27 protein-coding genes are annotated in these 26,828 nt (G+C 71.0%); 14 read left to right on the forward strand and 13 right to left on the reverse strand.

What is annotated here, in order from left to right:
• Positions 1–181 precede the first annotated feature (181 nt).
• Both trpS and QBL25_RS25375 read left to right on the forward strand, forming a co-directional pair.
• Positions 182–1,195 (forward strand): tryptophan--tRNA ligase, encoded by a 1,014-nt coding sequence (gene trpS, locus QBL25_RS25370; protein ID WP_409059271.1) that lies wholly within the window; start codon positions 182–184, stop codon positions 1,193–1,195.
• A 73-nt stretch (positions 1,196–1,268) separates the two neighbouring features.
• Positions 1,269–1,856, forward strand: coding sequence for a 2'-5' RNA ligase family protein (locus tag QBL25_RS25375; RefSeq protein WP_409059272.1), 588 nt, complete (start codon positions 1,269–1,271; stop codon positions 1,854–1,856).
• 45 nt (positions 1,857–1,901) lie between these two features.
• Here the strand turns inward: QBL25_RS25375 and QBL25_RS25380 are convergent, their stop codons facing one another.
• On the reverse strand, positions 1,902–2,657 hold the full coding sequence (locus tag QBL25_RS25380) for a decaprenylphospho-beta-D-erythro-pentofuranosid-2-ulose 2-reductase (RefSeq protein WP_409059273.1): 756 nt from the start codon (positions 2,655–2,657) through the stop codon (positions 1,902–1,904).
• Between the two features lie 20 nt (positions 2,658–2,677).
• The gene (locus QBL25_RS25385; protein WP_409062770.1) at positions 2,678–4,030 is read right to left on the reverse strand and encodes an FAD-binding protein; all 1,353 of its coding nucleotides are present in this window, start codon (positions 4,028–4,030) and stop codon (positions 2,678–2,680) included.
• Between the two features lie 256 nt (positions 4,031–4,286).
• Between QBL25_RS25385 and QBL25_RS25390 the strand changes: the two genes are divergently transcribed.
• Genes QBL25_RS25390 through QBL25_RS25405 form a run of 4 tightly spaced genes read left to right on the forward strand, consistent with a single transcriptional unit; the run spans position 4,287 to position 7,153 of the window.
• Positions 4,287–4,808, forward strand: a complete 522-nt coding sequence (locus QBL25_RS25390; protein WP_409059274.1) for a phosphatase PAP2 family protein — start codon at positions 4,287–4,289, stop codon at positions 4,806–4,808.
• A complete protein-coding gene (locus QBL25_RS25395; protein ID WP_409059275.1) occupies positions 4,801–5,742 on the forward strand; it encodes a decaprenyl-phosphate phosphoribosyltransferase in 942 nt (313 codons plus the stop codon). The genes QBL25_RS25390 and QBL25_RS25395 overlap by 8 nt, the downstream gene beginning before the upstream one ends.
• Before the next feature lie 26 nt (positions 5,743–5,768).
• Entirely contained in the window at positions 5,769–6,194 is a 426-nt protein-coding gene (locus QBL25_RS25400) for a GtrA family protein (RefSeq protein WP_409062771.1), read from the forward strand.
• Positions 6,182–7,153 carry a YihY/virulence factor BrkB family protein gene (locus QBL25_RS25405; protein ID WP_409059276.1) on the forward strand — a complete coding sequence of 324 codons (972 nt, stop codon included), beginning with the start codon at positions 6,182–6,184 and terminating at the stop codon, positions 7,151–7,153. The genes QBL25_RS25400 and QBL25_RS25405 overlap by 13 nt, the downstream gene beginning before the upstream one ends.
• Here QBL25_RS25405 and QBL25_RS25410 read toward each other — a convergent pair.
• The gene (locus tag QBL25_RS25410; RefSeq protein WP_409059277.1) at positions 7,116–8,366 is read right to left on the reverse strand and encodes a D-alanyl-D-alanine carboxypeptidase family protein; all 1,251 of its coding nucleotides are present in this window, start codon (positions 8,364–8,366) and stop codon (positions 7,116–7,118) included. The two genes, QBL25_RS25405 and QBL25_RS25410, sit on opposite strands and share 38 nt — an antisense overlap.
• Positions 8,367–8,502: 136 nt before the next feature.
• Between QBL25_RS25410 and QBL25_RS25415 the strand changes: the two genes are divergently transcribed.
• From QBL25_RS25415 to QBL25_RS25425, 3 genes are all read left to right on the forward strand, one after another.
• Complete coding sequence (locus QBL25_RS25415) at positions 8,503–8,745, forward strand: SCO4848 family membrane protein (protein WP_409059278.1); 243 nt, start codon at positions 8,503–8,505, stop codon at positions 8,743–8,745.
• Between the two features lie 40 nt (positions 8,746–8,785).
• Positions 8,786–10,141: a metallophosphoesterase gene (locus QBL25_RS25420; protein ID WP_409059279.1), complete on the forward strand. Its 1,356-nt coding sequence runs from the start codon at positions 8,786–8,788 to the stop codon at positions 10,139–10,141.
• A 147-nt stretch (positions 10,142–10,288) separates the two neighbouring features.
• Positions 10,289–10,684, forward strand: a complete 396-nt coding sequence (locus QBL25_RS25425) for an ATP-binding protein (RefSeq protein ID WP_409059280.1) — start codon at positions 10,289–10,291, stop codon at positions 10,682–10,684.
• 185 nt (positions 10,685–10,869) lie between these two features.
• Here QBL25_RS25425 and QBL25_RS25430 read toward each other — a convergent pair whose 3' ends face one another.
• Both QBL25_RS25430 and QBL25_RS25435 read right to left on the reverse strand, forming a co-directional pair.
• The gene (locus QBL25_RS25430) at positions 10,870–12,315 is read right to left on the reverse strand and encodes an ATP-binding protein (RefSeq protein WP_409059281.1); all 1,446 of its coding nucleotides are present in this window, start codon (positions 12,313–12,315) and stop codon (positions 10,870–10,872) included.
• The gene (locus tag QBL25_RS25435) at positions 12,312–12,977 is read right to left on the reverse strand and encodes a response regulator transcription factor (protein ID WP_409062772.1); all 666 of its coding nucleotides are present in this window, start codon (positions 12,975–12,977) and stop codon (positions 12,312–12,314) included. Before QBL25_RS25435 ends, QBL25_RS25430 begins: the two co-directional genes overlap by 4 nt.
• 264 nt (positions 12,978–13,241) lie before the next feature.
• On the opposite strand from QBL25_RS25435, the gene QBL25_RS25440 reads away from it, so the two are divergent.
• Entirely contained in the window at positions 13,242–15,683 is a 2,442-nt protein-coding gene (locus QBL25_RS25440) for an MMPL family transporter (RefSeq protein WP_409062773.1), read from the forward strand.
• 99 nt (positions 15,684–15,782) lie between these two features.
• Here QBL25_RS25440 and QBL25_RS25445 read toward each other — a convergent pair whose 3' ends face one another.
• From QBL25_RS25445 to QBL25_RS25480, 8 genes are all read right to left on the reverse strand, one after another.
• Positions 15,783–16,238: a VOC family protein gene (locus tag QBL25_RS25445; RefSeq protein WP_409059282.1), complete on the reverse strand. Its 456-nt coding sequence runs from the start codon at positions 16,236–16,238 to the stop codon at positions 15,783–15,785.
• 124 nt (positions 16,239–16,362) lie between these two features.
• On the reverse strand, positions 16,363–17,409 hold the full coding sequence (locus tag QBL25_RS25450) for a hypothetical protein (RefSeq protein ID WP_409059283.1): 1,047 nt from the start codon (positions 17,407–17,409) through the stop codon (positions 16,363–16,365).
• A 26-nt stretch (positions 17,410–17,435) separates the two neighbouring features.
• Entirely contained in the window at positions 17,436–18,083 is a 648-nt protein-coding gene (locus tag QBL25_RS25455; RefSeq protein WP_409059284.1) for a hypothetical protein, read from the reverse strand.
• Positions 18,084–18,564: 481 nt separating this feature from the next.
• A complete protein-coding gene (locus tag QBL25_RS25460) occupies positions 18,565–19,335 on the reverse strand; it encodes a succinate dehydrogenase iron-sulfur subunit (RefSeq protein WP_409059285.1) in 771 nt (256 codons plus the stop codon).
• Positions 19,335–21,089 (reverse strand): succinate dehydrogenase flavoprotein subunit, encoded by a 1,755-nt coding sequence (gene sdhA, locus QBL25_RS25465; RefSeq protein ID WP_409059286.1) that lies wholly within the window; start codon positions 21,087–21,089, stop codon positions 19,335–19,337. The genes QBL25_RS25460 and sdhA overlap by 1 nt, the downstream gene beginning before the upstream one ends.
• Positions 21,090–21,105: 16 nt before the next feature.
• Positions 21,106–21,588, reverse strand: a complete 483-nt coding sequence (locus tag QBL25_RS25470; protein WP_361182130.1) for a succinate dehydrogenase hydrophobic membrane anchor subunit — start codon at positions 21,586–21,588, stop codon at positions 21,106–21,108.
• A 6-nt stretch (positions 21,589–21,594) separates the two neighbouring features.
• Positions 21,595–21,975 carry a succinate dehydrogenase, cytochrome b556 subunit gene (sdhC, locus tag QBL25_RS25475; protein WP_283779093.1) on the reverse strand — a complete coding sequence of 127 codons (381 nt, stop codon included), beginning with the start codon at positions 21,973–21,975 and terminating at the stop codon, positions 21,595–21,597.
• A gap of 150 nt (positions 21,976–22,125) precedes the next feature.
• Entirely contained in the window at positions 22,126–22,632 is a 507-nt protein-coding gene (locus QBL25_RS25480; RefSeq protein ID WP_409062774.1) for a 2-oxo-4-hydroxy-4-carboxy-5-ureidoimidazoline decarboxylase, read from the reverse strand.
• A gap of 330 nt (positions 22,633–22,962) precedes the next feature.
• Between QBL25_RS25480 and QBL25_RS25485 the strand changes: the two genes are divergently transcribed.
• The 4 genes from QBL25_RS25485 (at position 22,963) to QBL25_RS25500 (ending at position 26,812) form a co-directional block, all read left to right on the forward strand.
• Positions 22,963–24,561 (forward strand): beta-N-acetylhexosaminidase, encoded by a 1,599-nt coding sequence (locus QBL25_RS25485; protein ID WP_409059287.1) that lies wholly within the window; start codon positions 22,963–22,965, stop codon positions 24,559–24,561.
• Between the two features lie 156 nt (positions 24,562–24,717).
• A complete protein-coding gene (locus QBL25_RS25490) occupies positions 24,718–25,533 on the forward strand; it encodes a DUF4328 domain-containing protein (RefSeq protein ID WP_409059288.1) in 816 nt (271 codons plus the stop codon).
• A gap of 123 nt (positions 25,534–25,656) precedes the next feature.
• Positions 25,657–26,163, forward strand: coding sequence for a hypothetical protein (locus QBL25_RS25495; RefSeq protein WP_409059289.1), 507 nt, complete (start codon positions 25,657–25,659; stop codon positions 26,161–26,163).
• 61 nt (positions 26,164–26,224) lie between these two features.
• Positions 26,225–26,812: a hypothetical protein gene (locus QBL25_RS25500; RefSeq protein WP_409059290.1), complete on the forward strand. Its 588-nt coding sequence runs from the start codon at positions 26,225–26,227 to the stop codon at positions 26,810–26,812.
• Positions 26,813–26,828 lie beyond the last annotated feature (16 nt).

The raw sequence follows: 26,828 nt of genomic DNA on the forward strand, positions 1-26,828 counted from the left end.
CCGCGAAGGCCCGCGAAGAACCGCCGGAACAAGATCGGGTTCGAGGCCGGGAACAAGGCCGGGAACAAGGCCGGGAACAAGGCCGGGAACAAGATCGGAAACGAGGCCGGGGACAAGATCGCGGCACACCCGTCACATGTCTGTTTCCGAGCAATGAGAGTCACCTGAGAGAATGAGCCTCATGGCCTCTGATCGTCCCCGCGTGCTCTCCGGAATCCAGCCCACCGCAGGCTCGTTCCACCTCGGCAACTACCTCGGCGCGGTCCGCCAGTGGGTGGCGCTGCAGGAGTCCCACGACGCCTTCTACATGGTGGTGGACCTGCACGCGATCACGATCCCGCAGGACCCGGCCGAGCTCCGCGCCAACACCCGGCTCGCCGCCGCGCAGCTCCTCGCGGCCGGTCTCGACCCGGAGCGCTGCACGCTCTTCGTCCAGAGCCACGTCCCCGAGCACGCCCAGCTCGGCTGGGTCATGAACTGCCTCACGGGCTTCGGCGAGGCGTCGCGCATGACGCAGTTCAAGGACAAGGCCGCCAAGCAGGGTGCGGACCGCGCTTCGGTGGGCCTCTTCACGTACCCCGTCCTCCAGGTCGCGGACATCCTGCTCTACCAGGCCAACCAGGTCCCGGTCGGCGAGGACCAGCGCCAGCACATCGAGCTGACCCGCGACCTCGCGGAGCGTTTCAACGGCCGCTTCGGCGAGACGTTCACCGTCCCGGCGGCGTACATCCTCAAGGAGACGGCGAAGATCTTCGACCTTCAGGACCCGTCGATCAAGATGAGCAAGTCGGCGTCCACCCCGAAGGGCCTGATCAACCTCCTCGACGAGCCCAAGGCCACCGCGAAGAAGGTCAAGAGCGCGGTCACGGACACCGACACCGTGGTGCGCTACGACACGGCGGAGAAGCCGGGCGTCAGCAACCTCCTCACCATCTACTCGACGCTCACCGGTACCGGTATCCCGGAACTGGAGCAGAAGTACGCCGGCAAGGGCTACGGTGCGCTGAAGACTGACCTCGCCGAGGTCATGGTCGACTTCGTGACTCCCTTCCGGGACCGGACCCAGGCCTACCTGGACGACCCGGAGACGCTCGACTCGATCCTGGCCAAGGGTGCGGAGAAGGCACGCGCCGTCGCCGCGGAGACCCTCGCCCAGGCGTACGACAAGGTGGGCCTCCTGCCCGCCAAGCACTGAGCCACACAGCCCCCGGCACCACGCCGGGTACAACAGCGCCCTCCGCCCGCCACCCGACCGACAGGAGTACGACGTGGGGACCGTAACGATCGGTGTGTCGATCGCGGTCCCGGAGCCTCACGGCAGCCTGCTCCAGGAGCGGCGCGCGGGCTTCGGGGACCCCGCGGCGCACGGCATCCCCACCCACGTCACGCTGCTGCCGCCGACCGAGGTGGACGCCATGGCGCTGCCCGCCGTGGAGGCGCACCTGGGGGCCGTCGCGGCCGCCGGGCGCCCCTTCCCGATGCGGCTCTTCGGGACGGGCACTTTCCGTCCGCTGTCGCCCGTGGTCTTCGTGCAGGTCGTGGCCGGCGGCGCGGCCTGCGGCTGGCTCCAGGAGCGGGTGCGGGACGCGTCCGGGCCCATCGCCCGCGAACTGCAGTTCCCGTACCACCCGCACGTCACGGTGGCGCACGGCATCTCCGAAGAGGCGATGGACCGGGCGTACGCGGAGCTTTCCGAGTACGAGGCCGAGTGGCCCTGCACGGGCTTCGCGCTCTACGAGCAGGGGGCCGACGGCGTGTGGCGCAAGCTGCGCGAGTTCGTCTTCGGCGGCGGTGGCCCGGTGGTGCCGCCCCAGGCCGCGGCCCCGGTCACGCACAGCACGCTGCCCACTCGCTGACCCTCTCCGGGGGACGCCCGCCTCAGGCGCGCCCCCGGAGGCCGTTCACACCGGAAGCCGCCGGAACACCGTCCGCGGCACGTGACGCAGCGCCGACATGACCACCCGCAGCGCGCCGGGCACCCACACCGTCTCCGAGCGCCGCCGCAGGCCCGTCTCGATGGCCTCCGCGACCGCCTCCGGAGTGGTGGCCATGGGGGCCTCCTCCAGGCCCGCCGTCATCTTGGAGCGCACGAAGCCGGGGCGTACGACCATCACGTGCACCCCGGTGCCGTGCAGCGCGTCGCCCAGGCCCTGGGCGAAGGCGTCCAGGCCCGCCTTGCTCGACCCGTAGATGAAGTTCGAGCGGCGCGCGCGCTCGCCCGCGACCGAGGAGAGCACCACCAGGGAGCCGTGCCCCTGGGCCTGGAGCGAGCGCGCGCACACCAGGCCGGCCGAGACCGCGCCCGTGTAGTTCGTCTGGGCGACCCGCACCGCGGACAGCGGCTCGTCCTCGTCGCGTGCCTGGTCGCCGAGGATGCCGAAGGCCAGCAGGACCATGTCGATGTCGCCCTCGGCGAAGATCTTGCCGAGCGTCTCTTCGTGGGACTCGGAGTCCAGCGCGTCGAAGGCGACGGTACGGACGTCCGCGCCCATGTCGCGCAGGCCCGCTGCGGCCTTCTCCAGGCCCGGGGACGGCCGCCCGGCGAGCCACACGGTGCGGGTGCGCCGCGCGACCAGACGGCGGGCCGTGGCGAGGCCGATCTCCGAGGTGCCGCCGAGTACGAGCAGGGACTGGGGGGTGCCGAAGGCGTCCTTCATGGGACCAACTCCTGGAGGTGCTAGAGGGCGAGGCGGCGCGAGAGGTCCGAGCGGAACACGCCGCGCGGGTCGAGGTCCGCCCGCAGGGCGCGGAAGTCGTCGAGCCGCGGATACATCGCGGCGAGCATCTCCGGCCGCAGACGGGAGTCCTTGGCGAGGTAGACGCGGCCGTCGGCGGACGCGACCTCCTCGTCGAGTTCGTCGAGGAAGGCGCCGAGGCCCGGCAGGTTCGCCGGGATGTCCAGGGCGAGGGTCCAGCCCGCCATCGGGAAGGACAGCCAGCCCGGGTCGCCCTCTCCGAAGCGCTTCAGCACGGCGAGGAAGGACGGGCAGCGGCGCTCCGAGATGCGCCGCACGATGCGCCGCAGGGACTCCTCCGCGCCGTACCCGACGACGAACTGGTACTGCACGAAGCCGCCGCGGCCGTACACGCGGTTCCAGTGCGGCACGCCGTCCAGGGGGTGGAAGAACGTCGACATCTTCTGGAGCTCGCCCCTCCGTGAGCGGGGCGCCTTGCGGTACCAGAGCTCGTTGAAGAGGCCCACCGACGTGCGGCCGAGCAGCCCTTCGGGCAGGAAGCCCGGGGCGGCGGGCAGTTGGCCGGGACGGAACGCCAACGGGGCTCTACGCGCGCGTGCCGGGAGGGCGTCCAGGGGTGCGTGGTCGCCGCGCGTGAGCACCGCGCGCCCCATCGCCGCCCCGCGCGCCAGGAGGTCGATCCATGCCACGGAGTAGCGGTAGCGGTGGTCGGTGGCGGTGAGGCGGGCCATCAGGTCGTCCAGGTCGGTGGCGCGCTCGGTGTCCACCGTCATCAGCGACGTCTCGACCGGCTGGAGCCGAAGGGTCGCGGCGAGGATCATGCCGGTCAGGCCCATGCCGCCGGCCGTCGCGTCGAACAGGTCGGTGCCGTGCTCGACCGCCCGCACCTCGCCGTCCGCGGTGAGCAGTTCCACGGCCATCACGTGGCGCGAGAACGATCCCGACCCGTGGTGGTTCTTGCCGTGGATGTCCGCGCCGATCGCGCCGCCCACGGTCACGTAGCGGGTCCCCGGGGTGACCGGCACGAACCAGCCGAGCGGCAGCAGGACCTCCATCAGGTGGTGCAGGGAGACCCCGGCGTCGCACAGGACGGTGCCCGCGTCGGCGTCGATGGCGTGCACGCGGGCCATGCCGGTCATGTCGAAGACGGCACCGCCCGCGTTCTGCGCGGCGTCCCCGTAGGCCCGTCCCAGGCCCCTGGCGATGCCGCCGCGCTCCCCGCAGGCCCGGAGGGCCGCCACGGCCTCCTCGGGCGAACGGGGGCGGATCAGACGGGCGGTGGACGGGGCGGTGCGCCCCCAGCCCGACACGGACACGGCCTCGGTCGTCGCCATGGACGGGGCCCGGGGTGTCGTCGCCCCCGACGCGGCCTCGGTCGTCGTCGCGGTCGCGGAGTCGGCGGGCGGAGCGGAGTCGGCAGGCATAGGCGTGACCGTATCGTCCACGCAAGGGCACTTTGCCCATATTCATCCAAGCCCTCACCGAAATGGGTGATTGATGGAGTGTCGTCCTATATTGCCGTAAATATTGAGAGGTCGCCTAGAAGAGTCGGGAGGTCAGGTCCTTGAAGTCCCCGGAGAAGGAGGCCACATGCACGACATGGACCACCGGCTGCTGTCGGCCCTGCGCGACTGCGGCTCCGACGCGCGCGTGGCCGCCGCCGCACGGGCCCTGTCCCAGGCCGGCGAGCACGGCGCCCTCTGGATCGCCGCGGGGCTCGCGGGCGCCGCGGTCGACCGCGGACGGCGCGGCGCGTGGCTGCGCGGCACGGCGCTGACCGCCGCGGCCCACCTGGCCAGCATGGGCGTCAAGCGGGTCGTACGGCGTCCGCGGCCCGGCGGCGACACGGGTGTGGAGCCCCTCGTCAGGACCGCGGGGCGGCACTCCTTCCCCAGCTCGCACGCCACTTCGGCCGCCGCGGCCACGGTCGCGTTCGGCGCGCTGAGCCCCCTGGGCGCCCGCGTCGTCCCGCCGCTCGCCGCCGCGATGTGCGTCTCGCGGATGGTCGTCGGCGTCCACTACCCCAGTGACGTGGCGGCGGGGGCGGCTCTCGGCGCCCTCACCGCGCGCGTGGGGTCCGCCTGGATGAACGGGGGCCGCGCCCATGGCTGACCGCACCGCCCTGCTCGAACGCCCCCAGCCGCCCGGGCCGTCGGGGACCAAGACCCTGGCCCTGCCGCTCGGCCTCCTGAAGACCGCGCGCCCCCGCCAGTGGGTGAAGAACGTCCTGGTCGTCGCGGCCCCGGCCGCCGCGGGCGAGCTCTTCTCGCGCCACTCGCTGATCCAACTGGTACTGGTGTTCGCGCTGTTCACGGCCGCCGCGTCCGCCGTCTACCTCATCAACGACGCACGGGACGCCGAAGCCGACCGCGCCCACCCCACCAAGTGCCGCAGACCGGTCGCCGCGGGCCAGGTGCCGGTGGCGGTCGCGTACGCGGTGGGCGGGCTGCTCGCCGTGCTGGCGCCGGTGGCCGCCGCCGCGCTCTGCACGCCCCTGACCGCGGGCCTGCTCGCCGCCTACGTGGTGATGCAACTGGCGTACTGCGTCAGCCTTAAGCACGTCCTCGTCGTCGATCTCGCCGTCGTCACCACGGGCTTCCTTATGCGGGCGATGATCGGGGGAGTGGCCCTCGGCATCCCGCTCTCGCGCTGGTTCCTGATCACCACGGGCTTCGGCGCGCTCTTCATGGTCGCCGCCAAGCGCTACTCCGAGGCCGTGCAGATGTCCGGGAAAGCGGGCGCCACGCGCGCGTTGCTCACCGAATACACCACCGGCTACCTCCGCTTCGTCTGGCAGCTGGCCGCCGGGGTCGCCGTCCTCGCGTACTGCCTGTGGGCCATGGAGAGCGGCGGCACCACCAACGGCCTGCTGCCCTGGCGCCAGCTGTCCATGGCGGCCTTCGTCCTCGCCGTCCTGCGGTACGCCGTCTTCGCCGACCGGGGCACCGCGGGCGAGCCCGAGGACGTCGTCCTGCGCGACCGGGCGCTCGCCGTCATCGGCCTCGTGTGGATCGCCATGTACGGCCTCGCGGTCGCCGACTGGTGAGCGCCCTCAGGGAGCGGCTGCGGGCCATGGGTCCCGAACTGCTCGGCTTCGCCGCCGCCGGGATCTGCGCGTACGCCGTCGACCTCGGCCTCTTCGTCTGGCTGCGCGGCCCCGTCGGTCTCGACCCGCTGACCGCCAAGGCCCTGTCCTTCGTGGCCGGCTGCACGGTCGCCTACGCGGGCAACGCGCTCGGCACCTACCGGCGGCGCGAAGGAGCCCGGGTCTCGCGGCTGCGCCAGTACGGGATCTTCTTCGCCGTCAACATCGCGGGCGCCCTGGTGCAACTGCTCTGCATCGCGGTCTCCCACTACGGCCTCGGCCTCACGTCGCAGCGTGCGGACACCGTCTCGGGGGCGGGCGTCGGCATGGCACTCGCCACCGTTCTGCGCTTCTGGGGTACTCGGACCTTGGTCTTCCGCACAACGGGCAGGGAGGCATCATGGACTGGCTGAAAAAACTCCCCGGCATCGGACCCCTGGTGGAACGTCTGATGCGCACGCACGCGTGGAGCGCGTACGAACGGCTCGACGGCGTGCACTGGACCCGCCTCGCGGCCGCGATGACCTTCATCAGCTTCTTGGCGCTCTTCCCGCTGATCACCGTCGCCGCGGCCGCCGCCGCCGCGACCCTCTCCAAGAGCCAGCAGAACAAGCTCGAGGACACCCTCTCGAAGCAGATCCCCGGCATCGCCGACCAGCTGGACCTGGACGCCCTCGTCGCCAACGCGGGCACCGTCGGGCTCATCGCGGGCGCCCTGCTGCTCTTCACCGGCATCGGCTGGGTCGGCTCGATGCGGGAGTGCCTGCGGGTCGTCTGGGAGCTGGCGGACGAGGAGGAGAACCCCGTCCTGCGCAAGGTCAAGGACGCCGGTGTGCTCATCGGGCTCGGCGGCGCGGGACTCGCGTCCGTCGTCGCCTCTACCCTCGCGTCGACCGCCGTCGGCTGGAGCGCCGACCTCCTGGGGATCTCCGAGAACGGCTGGGGCGGCGTGGTGCTCCAGGTGATCGCGTTCGCCATCGCCGTCCTCGCGGACTTCCTGCTCCTGCTCTACGTCCTGACCCTGCTGCCGGGCGTCCACCCCCCGCGCCGGCACCTGATCACCGCGGGGCTGATCGGCGCCGCCGGGTTCGAGCTGCTCAAGCTGCTGATCGGCGGCTACATCAAGGGCGTCGCCGCGAAGAGCATGTACGGCGCCTTCGGCGTCCCCGTCGCGCTGCTCCTGTGGATCAACTTCACCGCGAAGCTCCTGCTGTTCTGCGCCGCCTGGACGGCGACGCGGAAGGAGGGACGTACGGAAGCGGAGCAAGAAGAGCGGCAAGAGCAGCGGGAGCAGGAAGAAGGGGCCGGGCGGCGCGAAGGGCCGCCCGGTGACGTCAGCGGCGGTTCTTCGGCAGCGGCAGCCGGCGGCTGAGCACGAACCAGCCGGCGGCGATCAGCGCGAGGACGCCGGCCGCGACCCCGAGCGCGACGCCGGCGCCGCCGCCGCCCGACTCCTTGGCGGAGGCGTGCGCCACGTTCTTCGACGCGTCCGACCCGCTCTTGCCGGCCCCGGGAGCGCCCTTGCCGCTGCCCGTGGCGGCACCCTTCGGGGCGACGAGCTCGCCGACGGGCTCGACCTTGCCGGAGGCCTTGAAGCCCCAGTCGAGGAGGCGCTCGGTCTCCTTGTAGACCGCGTGCTGCTCGCCCGAGTCGGGGTTCATGACGGTCACGAGCAGCACCTTGCCGTCGCGCTCGGCGACGCCGGTGAAGGTGTTGCCCGCGTTCGTGGTGCTGCCGTTCTTGACGCCCGCGATGCCCTTGTAGGCGTCCAGACCGACGTCCCCGGTGAGGAGCCGGTTGGTGTTCTGGATGGCGAAGGACTCGCGCTTCGTCTTGCCCTTGTCCTTGCCCTTCTTGATCTTCTTGGTCTCGCCGGGGAACTGGGCGGTGGCCGTCGAGCAGTACTCGCGGAAGTCCTTCTTCTGGAGCCCGGAGCGGGCGAACAGCGTCAGGTCGTACGCGGAGGAGACCTGCCCCTTCTCGTCGTAGCCGTCCGGGCTGACCACGTGCGTGTCGAGGGCCTGGAGCTCCTCGGCGTGCGCCTGCATGTCCTTGACGGTCTCCGGGACCCCGTCGTTCATCGCCGAAAGGACGTGCACCGCGTCGTTGCCCGAACGCAGGAAGACGCCGAGCCACAGGTCGTGGACCGTGTACGTCTCGTTCTCCTTGACGCCGACCATGCTGCTGCCCGCGCCGATGCCGGCCAGGTCGGAGAGCTCGACCTTGTGCTTCTGTGACTTGGGGAACTTCGGCAGGACCGTGTCGGCGAAGAGCATCTTCAGGGTGCTCGCGGGGGGCAGCCGCCAGTGCGGGTTGTGCGAGGCGAGGACCTCGCCCGTCTCGGCGTCCGACACCATCCAGGAGCGCGCCGACAGGTCCTTGGGGAGGACGGGGGCGCCGTCCTTCAGGGTCACCTGGGTGCCCGGCTCACCGAGCCTGGCGCCGCCGACGGTCGACATCCTGGCGGGCGGCTTGGGTTTGTTCTCGCCCCCCGGCTTGCCGTCCGCCCATGCGGGAGCCGTGGTCGACATGGTGAGCAATGCGGCGGAAGTGACCAACAGGGCGGTCTTTTTTACGGCAGGCACGGACGAGAACGTACAGGGCGTCGCTGTGGACGTCGCCGCCGAGGTGGACTGTGTCCGCGCCGGTCCGGACAGCGCGGGCGGCCCGGACTCCCCACCCCGGCGGCGGTACGGAACGGAGGCTCGCGATACTGAACGCATGAAGCTCAGCCGCCCGGTCTCCTGGTTCCTGCTCGCCTTCGGGGTGTGGAGCTGGTTCATCTGGATCACTTTCGTCAAGAACCTGTGGAACGACGGCAGTGGGCTCGCCTTCGATGACGCAGGCGACCCGACCACGTACTTCTGGGTCCACCTGACGCTCGCCGTCGTCTCCTTTGTCTTGGGGACGGTGGTAGGGGCCATCGGGTTGCGCGGAGTGCGTGCTCTGCGCCGTACGTCATAGCTGATCGGTCACTTCGGGCACTGCTGAGGGGCGCACCACCGTGGTCATCCTGTTCGTGCTGATCGGCATCGCCGCGCTCGCGGCTCTCGCCGCCATGCAGTGGTACGCGTGGCGGCGCCTGGTGCGGGACACCACCGCCCGCCCCGGGTTCGCCCGGCGCGCGGGCGCCGTGGTCTTCGTGGCGGGGCCGCTCCTGATGTTCGCGGCGGTCGCCAGCGAGCGGGCCGGGGCGCCGTTCTGGCTCCAGAAGGTGCTGGCCTGGCCCGGCTTCATGTGGATGGCGCTGTCGATCTACCTGGTGCTCGCCCTGCTCGTCGGTGAGCTCGTACGGCCCTTCTTCTTGCGCCGCGGCACGAAACACGCCGCCAAGGAGGAGGCCGGTTCGGAGGGCGCCCCTACGGAGGAGGCCGGTTCGCACGGCACCTCTACGGAGGGAGCCGGTTCGCGGGTCGCCGCTACGGAGGAGGCCGGTTCGGGGGCGGCTGTCTCCGGGGGCAACGGCACTCGTACGGATGACCCCGTCCGGCCGCCCGATGAGGACGCCGCTACCGCGCGGACGAACCCGGTCGGCCCCTCGCGTCGCCTCTTCGTCTCCCGCGTCGTCGGCGGGACCGCCGCGGCCGTCGCCGTCGGAACAGTGGCTCACGGAACCTACGGCGTCCTGCGCGGACCGCGCGTGAAGCGCGTCACCGTGCCGCTGGCCAAGCTGCCGCGCGCGGCGCACGGGTTCCGGATCGCCGTGGTCAGCGACGTCCACCTGGGGCCGATTCTCGGCCGCGGCTTCACCCAGCGCGTGGTCGACACGATCAACGGCACGCAGCCCGACCTCATCGCGGTCGTCGGCGACCTGGTCGACGGCAGCGTGGCGGACCTGGGGCCCGCCGCCGCCCCGCTCGCGCAGCTGCGGGCGCGGCACGGCGCGTACTTCGTGACCGGCAACCACGAGTACTTCTCGGGAGCCGAGCAGTGGGTCGACCACGTACGCGAACTGGGCCTGCGTCCCCTGGAGAACGCCCGCACCGAGCTGCCCGGCTTCGACCTCGCCGGAGTGGACGACGTGGCGGGCGAGAGCGAGGGGCACGGGCCCGACTTCGCCAAGGCCCTCGGCGACCGGGACCGCTCGCGGGCCTCCGTGCTCCTGGCCCACCAGCCGGTCGTCATCCACGACGCCGTCAAACACGGCGTCGACCTCCAGCTCTCCGGGCACACCCACGGCGGACAGCTGTGGCCCGGCAATTTCATCGCCGACCTGGCGAACCCGACGCTCGCGGGACTGGAGCGGTACGGCGACACGCAGTTGTACGTGACCCGGGGCGCGGGGGCGTGGGGGCCGCCGGTACGGGTGGGGGCGCCGTCCGACGTGACGGTCGTCGAACTGGCCTCCCGCCAGGCGTGATCGGGCGTTCGTTCGACGCGGTACAACCTGGCCGGATACAGCCGGGCTGCACGGTGACGGTGTGACACCGACCATGACCTCTGCGCAGCATTAAGTGTCGGAAGTGTGTGCGGTTCTTGGCGCTTTGGTGTGCCCGAGGGGGATACGTTGTTGAGACGTCAGGCTTTCCGGCTGCCACCGCACCCGGCATCCGTCTCGCTCGCCCGGCTCCGCGTGCATGATCATCTCTCCGCCTGGGGGCACAAGGAGGAGAGCGAGACGCTGCACGACGCCGTGCTCCTCGTGTCGGAACTCGTGACGAACGCGGTCTGCCACGGCCTCGTCCTGGAGCGGGAGTTCGAGGTCGCGGTCACGGTGCTCGCCGACGGCGACTGCTTCATAGAGGTCTCCGACGAGAGCCCGGCCCACCCGGAGCTGCGGGAAGTGGGCCCCCTGGAGGAGGGCGGCCGCGGCCTGCGGCTCCTCGACGTCCTGGCCGAGGCGTGGGGCGTCTGGCAGCGGGGCCGGCACGGGAAGACCGTCTGGGCACTGGTACGGGCCTGAGACAGGCGGCCAAGGACCCTCAGGCCCCCAAGCCCCACCCACCCGCAGGACCGCACGCCCTCACCCGCAGGACCGCACACCCCCTCCCGCAGCACCCGCCCCCACCCGCAGCACCCGCCCCAAGCTCCACCCACCCCCAGCACCCAAGCCCCCACGAGTACCCCGCACCCGCACCCGCACCCCCCTCAATCGGCCGTTCCGGCGGGCAGCGTGACCGTCACCGTCAGCCCCGCCCCCGGCGCCGTCTGCACCCCCACCTCACCGCCGTGCGCGGTCACCACCCCCTGCACGATCGCCATCCCGAGGCCACTGCCCGCGCCCCCTCCCGCGCGGAAGAACCGGTCGAAGACGCGGGCCGCGTCCTCCTCGGCGAGACCGGGCCCCCGGTCGGCCACCCGCAGCCGCACCACCCCGTCCCGCCGCTCCACGCCCAGCGTGACCGGCGCGTCGGAAGGCGTGTGCACGCGGACGTTGCCCAGCAGATTGCCGAGCACCTGACGCAGCCCCGACTCGTCCGCGCGGATCAGCACCGCCCCGTCGGCCCGGACCGTGAGCGGGCGCTCCGGTTCCTGCATCCGCAGGTCGTCGGCGGCGTCCCGTACGAGACGGCTCAGGTCGACGTTCGTGAAGCGCAGTTCCGGCTGCTGGTCCAGGCGGGCCAGGGTGAGCAGCTCGTCGACGAGGTGGCCCATCCGGTCGGTCTCGGCGATGACGCGGCTCCACGCGCGCGTGCGGTCCGCCGGATCGCGGAGCATCCCCTTGTCGTACAGCTGGAGGTAGCCGCGGATCGCCGACAAGGGCGTACGCAGCTCGTGCGAGGCGTCGGCGACGAAGCGGCGCAGCTGCGCCGAGCTGCGTTCGCGGGTCTCGAAGGCCGATTCGACCTGGTGGAGCATGGAGTTGAGGGCCAGGCGCAGCTGCTCGGTCTCCGTCGTCGGATCGCGGCTCGACGGCACGCGCCGGGTGAGGTCGCCCTCGGCGATGGCGGACGCGGTCTCGACCATGTCCTCCAGCGGCCGCAGCCGATGGTGCGCGGAGATCATCGTCAGGACGGCGAGCAGCGCCAACAGGATCACTCCGAAGGCGGCGTCGAGCTTGAGCGCCTTCTTGATGCCCGATTCCACGTCCTCCGTGTCCGCGGCCATCAGGACCGTCGTACCGTCGGCGAGCTTGGCGCCCACCATGCGGTGGGCGTCGCCGTCCAGGGTGACGTCCCGCGGCTCGGAGCTGCCCGCGACCGCCTCCGGGTCGTCGACGGCGGCGGCCAGGGCGCGCTGGCGCGGGGTCGGGGCGAGCGAACCGACGGCGACGGGCTCCCCGCGCGTGTTCACCGCCACGAACACCGTGTCCCGGCGCGGGAGGGCGCCCGCGCGCTCCTTGCCGCCGGGCGAGAGCTTGTCGAGCGCGATGCCCAGCTCGCTGAGCCGGTCGACCTCCTTCATGGTCAGGCCGGTGCTCAGGAGCGAGGTGCGCGACTGCGCGAGCTCCGCGTCCACGTCGTCAAGGAGGTAGTGCCGCATGCCCATGACGCTCACCGCGGTCGCGACGATCACGCCGAGCGCGAGCAGGGCCACGTTCACCCAGGTGAGCTTGGCCCGCAGCGAGCTCATGCCGCGGCGCGCACGCCTCATGCGAGGCCGTATCCGACGCCCCGCCGGGTCGTGATCACCGGCGGGCCGAGCACGGCGAGCTTGCGCCGCAGATAGCTGATGTAGGTCTCCACGACGGTCGACTCCGCCGGGTGCTCGTACTGCCAGACGTGCCGCAGCAGCTGCTCCTTGGGCACCACGCGGCCGCCGTTGCGGACCAGGAAGCGCAGCAGGGCGTACTCGGTGGGGGTGAGCTGCGCCGTGCGGCCCTCGCGGCGCACCACGTACGTCGTCTCGTCCAGCTCCAGGTCGCCGTAGCGCAGCGGCGGGCGCTGCGGGAGCACGTCGCGTGCCCGGGTGCGGCGCAGGACCGCGCGGACACGGGCGACGACCTCGTCGATGTTGAACGGCTTGGTGATGTAGTCGTCGCCGAACGCGAGCGCGCCCACGACCTCCGCCGGAGCGTCCCGCGCGGTCAGGAAGAGCAGCGCCGCGTCGGGGCAGCGGGCGCGCAACTCCCGGGCCAGCGCGCGGCCGTCGCCGTCCGGCAGCATCACGTCCAAGAGCGCCACGTCGGGCCGGGTGCGCCCGGCGAGCGCGAGGGCCTCGCGGACGGTGCCCGCCACCATCACGTCGAAGCGGTGGAAGCGCAGGGCGATGGTGAGCACGTCGGCGATGCTCGGCTCGTCCTCGACGACGAGCACGGTGGCCCCCGCCCCGGGCCCCTCCGCGGCGCCGGCGCCGGCTCCCGTGCGCACTCCGACATCTGTTCCCTGCTGCCCTTCGGCGTGGCTCATGCCCCCAGTATCGGCGCGCGCGTTGTACGAAGACCCGGTCCGTGCCTTGGAGTTACTTGAGAATCATGGCCGCGTCACGCCGCTCGGGCGCGGTGCCGCCGATGCTGAGGCTCCTGAAAGCACGGACCCGGGGGACCTGACGACGCGAAGGAGGAGTGGATCGTGGCGGCATTGGCGCGATGGTGCTATCGGCACCGTCTGGTGGTCCTTGTGCTGTGGGTGGGAGCCCTGTTCGGACTGGGGGCCGCGGGGACCTCGGCGGGAACCGACTATTCGAACGTGTTCTCCCTGCCGGACACGGATTCCAAGCGCGCGTACGACCTGATGACGAAGGCCTTCCCGGAGAGCTCCGGAGACACCGACACGGTCGTCTGGCGCGTCGACGAGGGCGCCTCGGCCCGCGACACGGACGTACGTTCCCGTGTCGAGCCCGCGCTCAAGGAGATCGCCGGCATGAAGGGCGTCGGCGAGGTCACGAGCCCGTACGCGTCCAAGGCGGCGGGCGCCGCGCAGATCAGCGGGGACGGGCGCATCGCCTACGCCCAGGTGACCTTCGCCCAGGAGGCCAACTCCGTGCCCAAGGAGCTCGTCCAGGACGTCGTGGACACCGCTCAGCGGGCCGAACGCGACGGCCTCCAGGTCGAGCTGGGCGGCCAGGCCATCACCCGCATCCAGGAGCCGCCCACGGGCATCGCCGAGATGGTCGGCATCGCGGCCGCGGCCGTCGTCCTCTTCCTGGCCTTCGGCTCGCTCTTCGCGATGGTCCTGCCGATCGTCGTCGCGGTCTTCGGGGTCGGCCTCGGGATGCTCTCGACGATGCTGCTCAGCCACGTCACGGACATCCCCGAAGTCGCGCCCCTGCTCGGCTCGCTGATCGGCCTGGGCGTCGGCATCGACTACGCGCTCTTCATCGTCACCCGGCACCGGCGCGGCATCCTGCGCGGCATGGAGCCCGAGAAGTCCGCGGTGCAGGCCCTGAACACCTCGGGGCGTGCGGTGCTCTTCGCGGGAGGCACGGTGTGCATCGCGCTGGCCGGGATGCTGGTGATGAACATGCGCTTCCTGGACGGCGTGGTCATCGCGGCCTCCCTGACGGTCGTCCTGAGCGTGCTCGCGGCCATCACCCTGCTGCCCTCGCTCCTCGGACTGCTCGGCCCCCGGGTGCTCAGCCGCAGGCAGCGCCGCCGCCTCGCGGCCACGGGACCGGAGCCGGCCGAGGCGAGCGGACTCGCGGCGCGCTGGTCCTCGTACGTCCAGAAGCGGCCGCGCTCGATCGCGGCGCTCGCCCTCGTCGTGATGGCCTTCCTGGCGCTGCCGCTGCTCTCCTTGCGGCTCGGCGCGACCGACCAGGGCAACCACCAGGAGTCGACGACGACCCGGCAGGCGTACGACATGCTGGCCGAGGGATTCGGGCCGGGATTCAACGGGCCGCTCCAAGTGGTGGCCGAGGAGACCGACACCGGGGCCCTGGTGTCGACCATCCGTGGGACGGAGGGCGTCGCCCGGGTGGCGGCCGCCCCGCCGGCGGACGGGATCTCGGTCATCACGGTCGTGCCGACCACCTCCCCGCAGTCCGAGGAGACCGACCGGCTCATCGACCGGCTACGGGACGACGTGATCCCGGAAGCCGGGGTCGAGGCCCATGTGGGCGGCGTGACCGCCGTCTTCAAGGACTTCGCCGCGGTGACCGGCGACCGGCTGCCCTACTTCGTGGGCGCGATCATCGCGCTCGGCTTCCTCCTGCTGCTGATCGCGTTCCGGTCGCTGGTGGTGCCGCTGACGGCGGCCCTGATGAACCTGATCGCGGCGGCGGCGTCCTTCGGTGTCCTGGTGGCGGTCTTCCAGTGGGGCTGGGGCACGGAGATCCTCGGCGTCGGCAAGGAGGGCCCGATCACCGCCTTCCTGCCCGTCATCATGCTGTCGCTGCTCTTCGGGCTCTCGATGGACTACCAGGTGTTCCTGGTGAGCCGCATGCACGAGGAGTGGGTGCACACGAAGGACAACGCGCGCGCGGTGCGGGTGGGCCTCGCCGAGACGAGCAGGGTCATCAACTGCGCGGCCCTCATCATGATCTGCGTCTTCTCCGCGTTCGTCCTGAGCGGCGACATGGAGGGCGCGATGGCGGGCATCGGCCTGGCCGCGGCGGTCGCCCTGGACGCGTTCATCCTGCGCACGGCCCTCGTACCGGCCGCCATGCATCTGCTCGGCCGCGCCAACTGGTGGCTCCCCGCGGGCCTGGAGAAGCGCCTCCCGCACCTGGCGGTGGAGCCGCGGGAGGATCCGGAAGCCCCGCTACCGGTGCCCCACGCGCGCGTGCCCGAGCCGCACGAGGCGGGCGGCGCCTCCGTGGTGCACGGTTTCATCCGCACCGCGGAGGGCGAGCCGGTGGAGGGCGCGACCCTGACCCTCCTCTCCAAGGGCGGCCGCCAGCTGGACCGCGTGCTGTCCCTGGCCGACGGTTCGTACATCGTCGCGGCCCCGTCGCCGGGCGCGTACCTGCTGGCCGTGACGGCTCCCGGGTACGCGGCCCGCGCACGGCACGTCGTGGTCGCGGACGAACCGCTGGTGTACGACGTGGAGCTGGCGGTGGGCGAGATGGACACGGTGAACTGAGGCGGGACCCGGGTCAGGGGGCGGTCAGCGTCCTGACCCGGGGCCTGGGTCAGACGGCGGTGGTCGTCCCGACCCGGAGCCTGGGGCAGAGGCCGCAGACTAGCTCCGCGCCAGCTCGGGGCGCTTGCGGTAGTCGGTGAAACCCACGACGTTCCCCCACGGGTCGGCGAACTCCACGGTGTACCCGGTGGCCACGGAGAACGGCGGTGCCAGGAGCTTGACCCCGGCTCCGTCGAGGGCCTGCCCGGCGGCCCGCGCGTCGGGGACCTCCAGCCACACCCGGGGCGTGGACCAGGCGGACGGCCGGTGCTCGACCCCTTCCTCGACCCGCAGCAGGATCCCGGGCGTCTCCTTGCCCACCTTCAGGATGGCGAGCCCGATCTCGTCGATCCGATGCGTCACGGGAAACCCGGCACGCTCGTAGAAGTCGACGGCCTCGCCGAGGTCACCGACGGGGAAGAGGACGTTGTCGAACCCGAGCAGCTCGGTCGACCGGTCACCGGATTGACGCACGGACTGGTCAACCGACAGGCCGACCGACTGGTTGTCTGACATTCCGTCAGGGTAGGCCGGGGGGCATGATTTCAGCCGTATTGTCACCGCCGAACCCCCACATGGCCCCGGCCGTCACCCACCCGGGGAGCCCGGAGGCCGACGGGCCGAACGTGCCCGCCGTGCCCTACCGGTTGATGGACTGGATCTCTTGCACCTCGACGGCCTGCGTCCCGTCGAAGGTTCCGTTCGGCAGGTCGCCGCCCGTGTTGCCGGAGCCCTCCCAGGTGATCTCCCAAGTGATGGACGCCTTCAGCTGGAACGGCTTGCCGTTGGTGGAGCGCAGGTAGGCGATGCCGCACGGCGGGTCCTCCTTCGAGGAGCCCTTCGTGTACGGAGTGCCGATGCTGCCGTCCTCGTTGACCTCGCAGTCCCCGGACGCGGGAAAGGTCCGCGCGTCCGCCGTGCCGGGCTCCAGGTGGAGGGCGACGGGCTTGGCCGTGGTCTCCGCCCACAGGTCCGTGCCGGGCAGTTCGGCACGGACCTTGACGTCCTCGAACTTGCCCTTGTCCAGCCAGATCCAGGTCGGCAGATTCACCGTCGACCCGCCTTCCGGCTTCAGCTCGACCTTGGTGTCGGGGACCTTGATCTTGTCGTAGGCGTACGAGGCGAGGGTTTTTGGCGTGGGCGCGTTGGCGATCTGCGGGAGTGTCCCGGCATCTTGCCAGAAGAGGATCTCCTGGCAGTTGTACGCTTCCGGGTCGTCTTCCATGTCCGGGTTGACGACACCGCGCCAGAACTTCCCGTCCTTGCCCAGGTTGAAGTTCTTGTAGCTCTTGATGCCGTCGCTGGGCGACTTGTCCTTCTCGAAGGTGTCGACCATCAACTGCTCGCCCCAGCTGAGCGAGGGGGTGACCGGGACCAGGTTCTCGTTCGGGGTCTTCTTGAGCTGGTCCGTCGCGGTCTTTACCTGCTGGGGCGTCGCCACCGGCTCATACCAACAGGCCGGTGGCTTCCAGTTCGGGTCCACCGGGGCAAGGCCCTTGCCGGACGTGCCGGACTTCCCGCCGGCGACTTGCTCGACCGTCACGTTCGTGGCGGTGGCGCCGGCGGTGAGCGTGTTGCCGGAGGCGCCACCGGACGGGCCGGTGGGCGGCGCGTGGTCGTTGTCCTCGCCGAACGCGTGCGCCGCCGTCGGCCAGGCCCCCAGGGTGAGCACCACGACGGTGAGCACGGGGAGTGACCTCTTCAGCGGCGCCTTCACTTGTCGCAACCCCCGCGCACCGTCTCGAGCGAAACGGTGCTCCAGACGCCCTCGGGAGTCTTCTTCAGGGTGGTCCGGTACTGGAGGACCGGGTTCACGTCCTCGGGCGTGCCCGTCTTCTCTTTGGTCTTGCGGTCCAGGGTGTAGCCCTTGCTCTCGTCCACGCAGTAGAAGAGCACGCCGCCACCGGTATCCGAGATGCTCACCCGGGGGTCGAAGACCCTCGCCTTGCCGATCAGGTCGTGGTTGTTGTCCACGTACCCCTTGATGTAGGTCTTGGACGAGGTCAGCGCCTGCTGCGAGTTGTAGAAACTCACCGCCTTGGACTGGACGTCAGAGTCGATGATCGCCAAGTACTCCGCCTTGAGGCGTTCCTTGCCGTCGTCCAGGATCGCTTGCTTCTTCGGGTCGCTGTTGCGCCACCCGGCGAAGTCGGCCCGGAAAGAGTCCGGCAGCTCCACTTCCGGACGCTTCTCCGCGCCAGGCTGCTTCGACGCACTCGCCGAAGCCTTGGAGTCCTTGTGTCCCGCCCCCTTGATCTTGTCCGGGGAGCCCTCGTCCCCGCCTCCCGAACCGCAGGCGGTCAACAGCAGGGCCGCGGACGCGGTGAAGGTGGCCGTCAGGAGACGGATGGGGCGGTTCACTCGGGACTCCCGTGGGGTGGGGGGTAACTGAAGCGAACCAACGCTATCCCTGGGGCGAGTGAGGACACCAGGCGGATTCCGGCAAGGAGAGCGGCTTCTGTGGCGATTCATGCCCAATGGTCGGCGTATCCGAGGGCAGTGACCTTTGCCGTTGCAGGCGTTCGCTGAACGAACCGTCCGCTGATCGGCCCGCGGTGAAGCTCAGTTGGCCTCGCACAGGGATTTCCCCGCTCCCAGGATGTCCGTCACGTCCAGGGTGACCTTCGCGCCGATCGACTCGGGGAGCGTGACCAGTCGGCCGGGGGCGTGGTCCTGGCGAGTGAGGCGGGGGCGCGGGCCGTGGGCGGTCCCGGCTGACGTCCCCGCCCCCGCGCAGAGGACTCGGCTCGGTACGGCTGAGGGCCCCGCCCCGGTGCGATACCGGGAACAGGGCCCTCAGCCGAGCGGCGTCTGGCGTACGGCGTACCGCCGGACCAGGAGGTCAGAAGCGGCGCGTGATCAGTGCTCGCTTCACTTCCTGGATCGCCTTCGTGACCTCGATGCCACGCGGGCACGCGTCCGTGCAGTTGAACGTCGTGCGGCAGCGCCACACGCCGTCCTTGTCGTTCAGGATCTCCAGGCGCTGCTCGCCCGCCTCGTCACGCGAGTCGAAGATGAAGCGGTGCGCGTTGACGATCGCGGCCGGGCCGAAGTACTGGCCGTCGTTCCAGAAGACCGGGCACGAGGACGTGCACGCCGCGCACAGGATGCACTTCGTCGTGTCGTCGAACCGCTCGCGGTCCTCCGGCGACTGGAGGCGTTCACGGGTCGGCTCGTTGCCCGTCGTCACCAGGAACGGCATGACGTCGCGGTAGGCCTGGAAGAACGGGTCCATGTCGACGACCAGGTCCTTCAGGACCGTCAGACCCTTGATCGCCTCGACCGTGATCGGCTTGGACGGGTTGATGTCCTTGATCAGGGTCTTGCAGGCGAGGCGGTTGCGGCCGTTGATGCGCATGGCGTCCGAGCCGCAGATGCCGTGGGCGCAGGAGCGGCGGAAGGTCAGCGACCCGTCCAGCTCCCACTTGATCTTGTGGAGGGCGTCGAGGACACGCTCCTTGGGGTCGATCTCCACCTGGAAGTCTTCCCAGGTCGCGTCCGCCGAGATCTCCGGGTTGTAGCGGCGGATGCGGAAGGTCGCCGTGATGTACGGGGAGTCGGCGAAGCCGGCCTCGGGCTTGGCGTCTTCCTTGTCGAGGGTCGGGGTTGCCATCAGTACTTACGCTCCATCGGCTGGTAGCGGGTCTGCACGACCGGCTTGTAGTCGAGTCGGATGGACTCGGTGCCGTCATCGCCGACCTCGCGGTACGCCATGGTGTGGCGCATGAAGTTGACGTCGTCGCGGTTCGGGAAGTCCTCGCGGTAGTGACCGCCGCGCGACTCCTTGCGGGCCAGGGCCGACTGCGCCATGACCTCGGCCAGGTCGAGCAGGTTGCCCAGCTCGATGGCCTCCAGGAGGTCGGTGTTGAAGCGCCGGCCCTTGTCCTGGATCGAGACGTTGAGGTAGCGCTCGCGGAGCTCCGCGATCTTCTCCACCGCCGTCTTGATCGTCTGCTCCGTGCGGAACACCATGACGTTGGCGTCCATGGTCTCCTGGAGCTCCTTGCGCAGCTCGGCGACCCGCTCGTTGCCCGTGGCGTCGCGCAGGCGCTCGACCTGGGCGACGACGAGCTCCTCGGCGTTCTCCGGGAGCTCGACGAAGTCGTTCTTCGCCGAGTACTCCGCCGCGGCGATACCCGCGCGACGGCCGAAGACGTTGATGTCCAGGAGCGAGTTGGTGCCCAGGCGGTTGGCGCCGTGCACCGAGACGCAGGCCACCTCGCCCGCCGCGTACAGACCCGGGACGACGGTGGTGTTGTCCGCGAGGACCTCACCCTCGACGTTCGTCGGGATGCCGCCCATGGCGTAGTGCGCGGTCGGCTGGATCGGGATCGGGTCCGTGTAGGGCTCGATGCCGAGGTACGTGCGCGCGAACTCCGTGATGTCCGGGAGCTTGGCGTCCAGCTGCTCCGGCGGGAGGTGCGTGAGGTCGAGGTAGACGTGGTCGCCCTCGGGACCGCAGCCGCGGCCCTCGCGGATCTCCGTGTAGATGGAGCGCGAGACGACGTCACGGGACGCGAGGTCCTTCATGACCGGCGCGTACTTCTCCATGAAGCGCTCGCCGTCCTTGTTGCGGAGGATGCCGCCCTCACCGCGGGCGCCCTCCGTGAGAAGGATGCCCATGCGCCAGATGCCGGTCGGGTGGAACTGGAAGAACTCCATGTCCTCCAGCGGCAGACCGCGGCGGTAGCAGGCCGCCTGGCCGTCACCCGTCAGCGTGTGCGCGTTCGACGTCACCTTGAAGAACTTGCCGGTGCCGCCCGACGCGTAGACCACGGACTTCGCCTGGAAGAGGTGGATCTCGCCGGTCGCCAGCTCGTAGGCGACGACGCCCGCGCTCTTCTTGACGCCGTCGACCTCGACCAGGAGCTGGTCGAGGACGTAGAACTCGTTGAAGAACTCCACGCCCTCCTTGATGCAGTTCTGGTACAGCGTCTGGAGGATCATGTGGCCGGTGCGGTCGCCCGAGTAGCAGGCACGGCGGACCGGGGCCTCGCCGTGGTTGCGGGAGTGACCGCCGAAGCGGCGCTGGTCGATCTCACCCTTGGGCGTACGGCCGAAGGGCAGGCCCATCTTCTCCAGGTCGAGGACCGCGTCGATGGCTTCCTTCGCCAGGATCTCGGCGGCGTCCTGGTCGACCAGGTAGTCGCCGCCCTTGATCGTGTCGAAGGTGTGCCACTCCCAGTTGTCCTCTTCCACGTTGGCGAGCGCGGCGGCCATGCCGCCCTGCGCCGCACCGGTGTGGGAGCGGGTCGGGTAGAGCTTCGTCAGGACCGCGGTGCGGCTGCGCTTCGTCGCCTCGATGGCCGCGCGCATGCCCGCGCCACCGGCGCCGACGATGACGGTGTCGTACTTGTGAATCTTCACTGGGTTCGCCTCGGCTTTAGCGGATGTTCGGGTCGAAGGTGAAGATCACCAGCGTGCCCAGAAGGATGGTGAACACCGTGGCGGTGTACAGCAGGCCCTTGAGCCACAGGCGCGTGTTGGCGCGCTCCGCGTAGTCGTTGATGACCGTGCGCAGGCCGTTGGCCCCGTGCAGCATCGCGAGCCACAGCATCAGCAGGTCCCAGACCTGCCAGAACGGCGAGGCCCAGCGACCGGCGACGAACGCGAAGCCGATCTTGCTCACGCCCCCGTCGAGCACCAGCTGGATCAGCAGGTGGCCCAGGACCAGGACGACCAGGACGACGCCGGACAGGCGCATGAAGAGCCATGCGGCCATCTCGAAGTTGCCGCGGGTCGAGCGCGGGGTCTTGGAGGTGCGCTTGCGCGGTGCCTCGATGAGGGGGGCCGGGTTGTCGGCGTCGTAGAGCGAGGCGCCTTCGACGGGACCCACTCCGGACTTCTCGAGCGTGGTGTCGGACATCAGGCGTCAGCTCCCGAAGACTTCGCGGACGGCGTGGCCGAGGACCGGGTAGAGCGCCCCCACCATCAGGACGACCCAGATGCCCACGACGGTCCAGAGCATCTGCTTCTGGAAGCGCGGGCCCTTCGACCAGAAGTCGACGGCGATGACACGCAGGCCGTTCAGCGCGTGGAAGAGGATGGCGGCGACCAGGCCGTACTCAAGGAGTGCGACGAGGGGCGTCTTGTAGGTGCTGACGACATCGTCGTACGCCTCCGGGGAGACGCGGACGAGAGCGGTGTCCAGCACATGCACGAACAGGAAGAAGAAGATGAGGACGCCGGTGACTCGGTGAGCCACCCAGGACCACATTCCTTCCCGGCCGCGGTACAGCGTTCCAGCCGGCACGGCAGAACCCTCCGGGAGCGGGGATTGGGGCCAGCCGGCTTGGGTGGTCGGACGGGCCCGGCCGGGTACGGTCCACCGGCCGCTCGTCATCGTATCGACGAGTTGTCGGTTCGCTCACGCGGGGTAGCGCAGGTGTGATCAAACAGGCAATCAAACAGGCACGTACGGGCTATTCAGGTCGTGGACCAGCCGGGTGAGTCGCCCGCGGGCGAGCTTCCGCATTTCCTCGGCCGCGATGACCCGCTCCTCCTCCGGGTCGTTGGCGAGGCGGTCGCGGATCCCGGCGAGCAGATGGTCGAGGGCCTGGGTCGGCGGGACGTCGTCCAGACAGATCACGAAGACGTGCCCGAACCGGCTCTCGTACGCGGCGTGGGCGGCCTGAAGGGCCGTGTCGGCGGCGCCGTACGCGCTCTGGCGGGGGATGACCGGGCGCAGAGGTTCGCAGGCCAGGGCCTCGGCGAGGTCCGCGGGCGGCAGGTCGTACGCCGCTTCGTCGGACGCGGCGAGCAGGGCCTCCAGGTCCGGGTAGGGCCGGTGGGCGACGAGCCGCCGGGCCCAGAGGTGGCTGCCGCAGCAGGTGAGCAGCGCGGCTTCGGCGGCGGCCGGCTCCGCGGAATTCAGTAGCTCCGGGGAACGGGCCGGTTCCGCCGGAGGGATGGATGAACGGTGCGGGGGCAGCGGGACTCCAGGTCAGGGGGCATCGGCGAGGGGCTGTGGGGGTTTTGTCGTAACGCTAGCGACGTGTCGTGACGGGAGTCGGACGGATGCGTGAAATATCACCCGGATGGGAGAGTTTCACTTCGCGTGGTGGACGGGAAGGCCGCGGGCCCGGCTCTACGGTGGGCGCATGCTGGCTCTGACTGCTGATGTCCGTGGTGCCCGCCCCGCCCGGTGGGGGGGTCCCCGGGCCGCCGCCGCGCGGCTGATCTCTCCCTCTTGTCCCTCCGTGTGCCCCGCCGGGCACCGCCCCGTACAAGGCGTCAGCCGATGATCCCCCGCCGTCTCGCCCTCGGAGCCGCCGCCGTCGCCGTCGGGGGTGTGGCCGTGGCCGTCGCCGTGTGGCCCGGTGGCGGGGACGGGGGTGCGCCCGCCGATCCGCCCTCCGACAGCAAGTCCGCGGTCTCCCCGACCCCCGCGCCCACGAAGTCCTACCCCCTCTCCAAGGCCCCCGCCACCATCCCCGCGGTCGGCGCGCACAAGCCCGCGCGCGGGCCCGGGTGGAAGCCGGCCGCCGGCGGGCGTGTCGTCGTGGGGGACGACGACCTCGCGGACGAGGGCAAGCTGCTCGCCGGCGAGCTGAAGCTCTCGTACGCGGGGGACGCCAAGCCCCGCGAGGGAGACGTGGAGCTCGCGCTCGACCCGGACCGCGCCGACGCCTCCGCGGGCCGGAACGAGTCGTACACCCTCTCCGTGAAGGGGCGGCGGGTGAAGATCACCGCTCCCGAGGAGGCCGGTGTCTTCTACGGGACCCGCACCCTCAAGCAGGAGGTGCGCGGCGGCCGGGCCGCGCCCGAGGGCGTGGTGCGCGACGAGCCCGCCAAGCCGCGGCGCGGATTCATGATCGACATCGCGCGCAAGCACTTCGACGCCGAGTGGATCGAGGACCGCGTACGCGAGCTCGGCGACCTCAAGTACAACGAGCTGGGCCTGCACTTCTCCGACGACCAGGCCTTCCGCATCGAGTCGGACTCGCACCCCGAGATCGTCTCGCGCGACCACCTCAGCAAGGCTCAGGTCCGCCGCATCCTCAAGCTCGCGGCGAGCCGCCACATCACCGTGGTGCCCGAGATCGACTCGCCGGGCCACCTCGGCACGGTCATCGCCGCGCACCCCTCGCTCCAGCTCCGCGACACCCGTGGCGTGGCCGCGCGTGGCGCCGTCGACATCTCCAAGCCGCTGGCCGCGGAGATCGTCGACGACCTCCTGGAGGAGTACGCGGACCTCTTCCCGGGGCGCTACTGGCACCTCGGCGCCGACGAGTACCGCGCCCTCACGGTCGCGAACCCCGAGGCCAGCTATCCGCAGCTGGCCGCCGCCGCCCGCGAGAAGTACGGGTCGGACGCCCGCGTCCAGGACCTCGCGACCGGCTGGCTCAACGACCGCGCCGAGACCATGCGCCCCTACGAGCGCGGGCTCAGGGCCTGGAACGACGGGTTCTTCCGCGGCGGGGTCGAGAAGGCCGACGACGACCTCGAAGTGGCGTACTGGACGGGCAAGGAGATCGGGGCCCGGGAACCGGTCGAGTACCTCAAGGAGGGCCGGAAGGTCATCAACTACAACGACGAGTACCTCTACTACGTCCTCGGCCAGCCCAACACCTTCCGCTATCCGACCGGGCAGCGGATCTACGAGCAGTGGACCCCGCTGGTGATCCGCGGCACGAAGCCCGTGGCCGCGAAGTACGACGACCGGATCCTCGGCGGTTCCTTCGCGGTCTGGTGCGATCTGGCGAACTCGCAGACGCAGGAGCAGGTGGCGCGGGGCATCCGGATGCCGCTGCGGGCGACGGTCCAGAAGCTGTGGGATGCGCGCGAACCGGGTCTGTCCTGGAAAGAATTCGTGAAGCTGGCCGACCGGGTGGGATAGGTTCCGGGGGCCGCCGACGCCCTGGGGAGGGACGTGGGCGGCCTCTGCTGTCCTGTTCTGGATGAACCCGTGGGGGGTTGCCCGGCCATGCTGTGCTCGGAATGTCAGTTTCATCAGGCCACGACGTCGGCGGGACTCTGCGACATCTGCGTCTCGGTGGCCGCCAACGCACGGCCGGCGCCCGGAACCGGGTACGCGCCCGGCCTCGGGTACGCGTCCGGCGGGCTCCCCGCCCACCTCCGCTCGCCGGTCGGACTCTCGCGGGCCACCACCGCCCTGCTGGGCGTGGTCGTGGCCGCCGACCTGTACTCGCTGTGGGCGGGCACGGTCGTCCAGGGCGTGATGGAAGAGCTGCGGAGCCCCCGGCACGCGTTCGGCTACGGGACGGATCTGATGCGGGACGCCGAGCGCGCCGACACGCTGTACGCCGTCTCCGGCTGGTTGCAGGCCGCCGCTCTCGTCGCCACCTGCGTCGTCTTCCTCTGCTGGTTCCACCGCGTCCGCGTGAACGCCGAGGTGTTCGAGCCGCACCAGCACAGCAAGGCGCGCGGCTGGACGGTGGGCGGTTGGTTCGTGCCGGTCGTGAACCTGTGGTTCCCGCGGCGGATCGCCCTGGACATCTGGGACGCGAGCGTCGAGAGCCCGGCGGCCCCGGACCGCCCGGTGCGCCTGGGCGCCGCGACGACGCGCGCCGCGCACCCGCTGATCAACGGCTGGTGGACGCTGTGGGTGGCGAGCCTCTTCTTCGGTCGGTGGGCGACGTCGGCGTACTGGGAGGCGGAGGCGGCCGACGAGGTCGACGCGGCGATCTCCCGGATGATGTTCTCGGACGCCCTGGACATCGCGGCGGCGGTGCTGGCGATCCTGTTCGTGCGCCGGCTGACGCGGATGCAGGACGCGAAGGCGCGCGCGGGCGCGGGCGCGGTGCCGAGCGGGCCCGGGCCCGTCCGAGAAGCGCCGGCCGGCACATGACCGCTAGATCCGTTTTCGGCTTTTTGGTGGCGAACTTGCTTACGTCTGTGGTGTATTCGGCCCAAAGCCGATCGCAGCCGTCGAGGCAGTTGAGCGGAGTCGAGTACACGGGGGGACGCGGGCATGGGCTACTGGGGTTACTACGTCGTGGGCAGGAGTGAACGGCCACTCGTGGAGCTCGCGGCGGTGTCGGCGGTGCGCGACGAGCTGAGCCTCCTCGTCTCACGGGACGACGGCTGGCAGGTGTGGGAGGTGCCGGGCGGCGAGGGCACGCGCGACGTCGGCAACATGAACACCCTGGCCCTGGAGACGGGATCGCCCGCCCTGTTCGGTTACGTCATGGACAGCGACTGCGTGGTCGTCGAGGCGGCGGCCCCGGAGAGCGGCGTCTGGACGACGTGCCTGGCCCGCGAGGCGATGGCCGGGTATCTGGGCGACGACGGCCTCAGCCTGGACGACTACTTCCTCGAACCGCGCGACGCGGCGGACCGCGCGGTGACCTGGGCGGCGGAGTCGGGCCGGACGGTGAAGCCCGCAGCGCTCCTCGACGTGCTGAACGCGGCGGCGGAACCCTCGGCGGAGGAGCTCTTCTTCCGCTTCCTCGACCGGCTCGGCGTGGTGCCGCAGTGACGTTCCCGCGGGTCCGAACGCAGTAGGGGTCAAACATGGTCCGCAACGGGAGGCGTACGACATGGGCGGCGCGAGTCTGGTCGAGCTGATTGCCGAGGCCGACGAGAGGGGTCTGGCGGCGAGCGGGCTCGCCTGCCTCGACCGGTGTGTACCGCTCCTGGGCGGCGGTGACGAGGTCCTGCGCCCCCTGTGGGCCGGCCTCGCCGAGGGCGTGCCCTGGGACGCGGCGCTCGTGGAGGCGCGGATGACGCTGGGCGGCGCCGACGTCCTGGAGGACCCGTCCGCGGACGAGGCGAGCACCCTCGCCCACCGCATGCTCGGCGCCGTGCCCTCCCGGCGGTCCGCCGCGGGGCTGCGCGAATGGGCCGACGCCTGCTCCGTCGCCGCCCTCCAGATCCACCGCCTGCTGGACACCGTGCCGGACGCGGGCGCGGGCCCGTCGAGCGTGGACGCGCGGCGCGCGGGACGCACGGAGGGCATGTCGCCGCTGGTCGCCGCCGAGTTGCGGCGCCAGGTGCGGATCCTGGAGATCCTCGCCCAGCAGGACCCGGGCACGGGCGGGCTGCGCCAGGCGCTCGACCTGTCCACCGAGGGGCGGCGCGTCCTGCGGGCCGTGGTCTCGCGGCGGGAGCGGGGGAGCAGGGTCTGAGCGACTTCGGGGCACG

The sequence above is a fragment of the Streptomyces sp. SYP-A7185 genome (genome assembly GCF_046103685.1).
In the GTDB taxonomy this organism is placed as follows: domain Bacteria; phylum Actinomycetota; class Actinomycetes; order Streptomycetales; family Streptomycetaceae; genus Streptomyces.

What these genes read in the sequence shown, in the direction of transcription:
- trpS (WP_409059271.1), top strand. Translation starts at nt 182, where the DNA reads ATGGCCTCTGATCGTCCCCGCGTGCTCTCCGGAATCCAGCCCACCGCA.
- QBL25_RS25380 (WP_409059273.1), bottom strand. Translation starts at nt 2,657, where the DNA reads ATGAAGGACGCCTTCGGCACCCCCCAGTCCCTGCTCGTACTCGGCGGC.
- QBL25_RS25385 (WP_409062770.1), bottom strand. Translation starts at nt 4,030, where the DNA reads ATGGCGACGACCGAGGCCGTGTCCGTGTCGGGCTGGGGGCGCACCGCC.
- QBL25_RS25390 (WP_409059274.1), top strand. Translation starts at nt 4,287, where the DNA reads ATGCACGACATGGACCACCGGCTGCTGTCGGCCCTGCGCGACTGCGGC.
- QBL25_RS25395 (WP_409059275.1), top strand. Translation starts at nt 4,801, where the DNA reads ATGGCTGACCGCACCGCCCTGCTCGAACGCCCCCAGCCGCCCGGGCCG.
- QBL25_RS25400 (WP_409062771.1), top strand. Translation starts at nt 5,769, where the DNA reads ATGGGTCCCGAACTGCTCGGCTTCGCCGCCGCCGGGATCTGCGCGTAC.
- QBL25_RS25405 (WP_409059276.1), top strand. Translation starts at nt 6,182, where the DNA reads ATGGACTGGCTGAAAAAACTCCCCGGCATCGGACCCCTGGTGGAACGT.
- QBL25_RS25415 (WP_409059278.1), top strand. Translation starts at nt 8,503, where the DNA reads ATGAAGCTCAGCCGCCCGGTCTCCTGGTTCCTGCTCGCCTTCGGGGTG.
- QBL25_RS25430 (WP_409059281.1), bottom strand. Translation starts at nt 12,315, where the DNA reads ATGAGGCGTGCGCGCCGCGGCATGAGCTCGCTGCGGGCCAAGCTCACC.
- QBL25_RS25445 (WP_409059282.1), bottom strand. Translation starts at nt 16,238, where the DNA reads ATGTCAGACAACCAGTCGGTCGGCCTGTCGGTTGACCAGTCCGTGCGT.
- QBL25_RS25460 (WP_409059285.1), bottom strand. Translation starts at nt 19,335, where the DNA reads ATGGCAACCCCGACCCTCGACAAGGAAGACGCCAAGCCCGAGGCCGGC.
- QBL25_RS25470 (WP_361182130.1), bottom strand. Translation starts at nt 21,588, where the DNA reads ATGTCCGACACCACGCTCGAGAAGTCCGGAGTGGGTCCCGTCGAAGGC.
- QBL25_RS25485 (WP_409059287.1), top strand. Translation starts at nt 22,963, where the DNA reads ATGATCCCCCGCCGTCTCGCCCTCGGAGCCGCCGCCGTCGCCGTCGGG.
- QBL25_RS25495 (WP_409059289.1), top strand. Translation starts at nt 25,657, where the DNA reads ATGGGCTACTGGGGTTACTACGTCGTGGGCAGGAGTGAACGGCCACTC.
- QBL25_RS25500 (WP_409059290.1), top strand. Translation starts at nt 26,225, where the DNA reads ATGGGCGGCGCGAGTCTGGTCGAGCTGATTGCCGAGGCCGACGAGAGG.